This window comes from Lysinibacillus sp. RU7 (assembly GCF_057837305.1).
On sequence record NZ_JBYQFK010000229.1, the window covers coordinates 1 to 249 of the forward strand.

The 249-nt window shown below is 40.2% G+C and carries 1 protein-coding gene; it reads left to right on the forward strand.

The features are described from left to right. The coding region (locus AC3II9_RS22205; protein WP_489158912.1) for a DUF1176 domain-containing protein at nt 1-249 on the forward strand (249 nt) is incomplete at both ends.

A 249-nucleotide genomic window follows, 5' to 3' on the forward strand; every position in this document is an offset into this window, starting at 1 on the left:
TTCACACCAAGAGTGGGAAATCTCGTGTAGCAATACAGGTACATGTAAAGCCGCAGGCTATCAAAGTGAAGAAAATGGTGATAATCCAGCATCACTTTTATTGGTGCGTAAAGCAGGGCCAAAACAACCTGTGCAAGCTGAATTTGCTTTATCAGACTATGAGCAAAGTTTGCCAGCCAACCAGCTTAAAAATATTCATTTTTATATAAATGGCAAAGATTTAGGCGCTGTGACTGTAGATGGTACTGA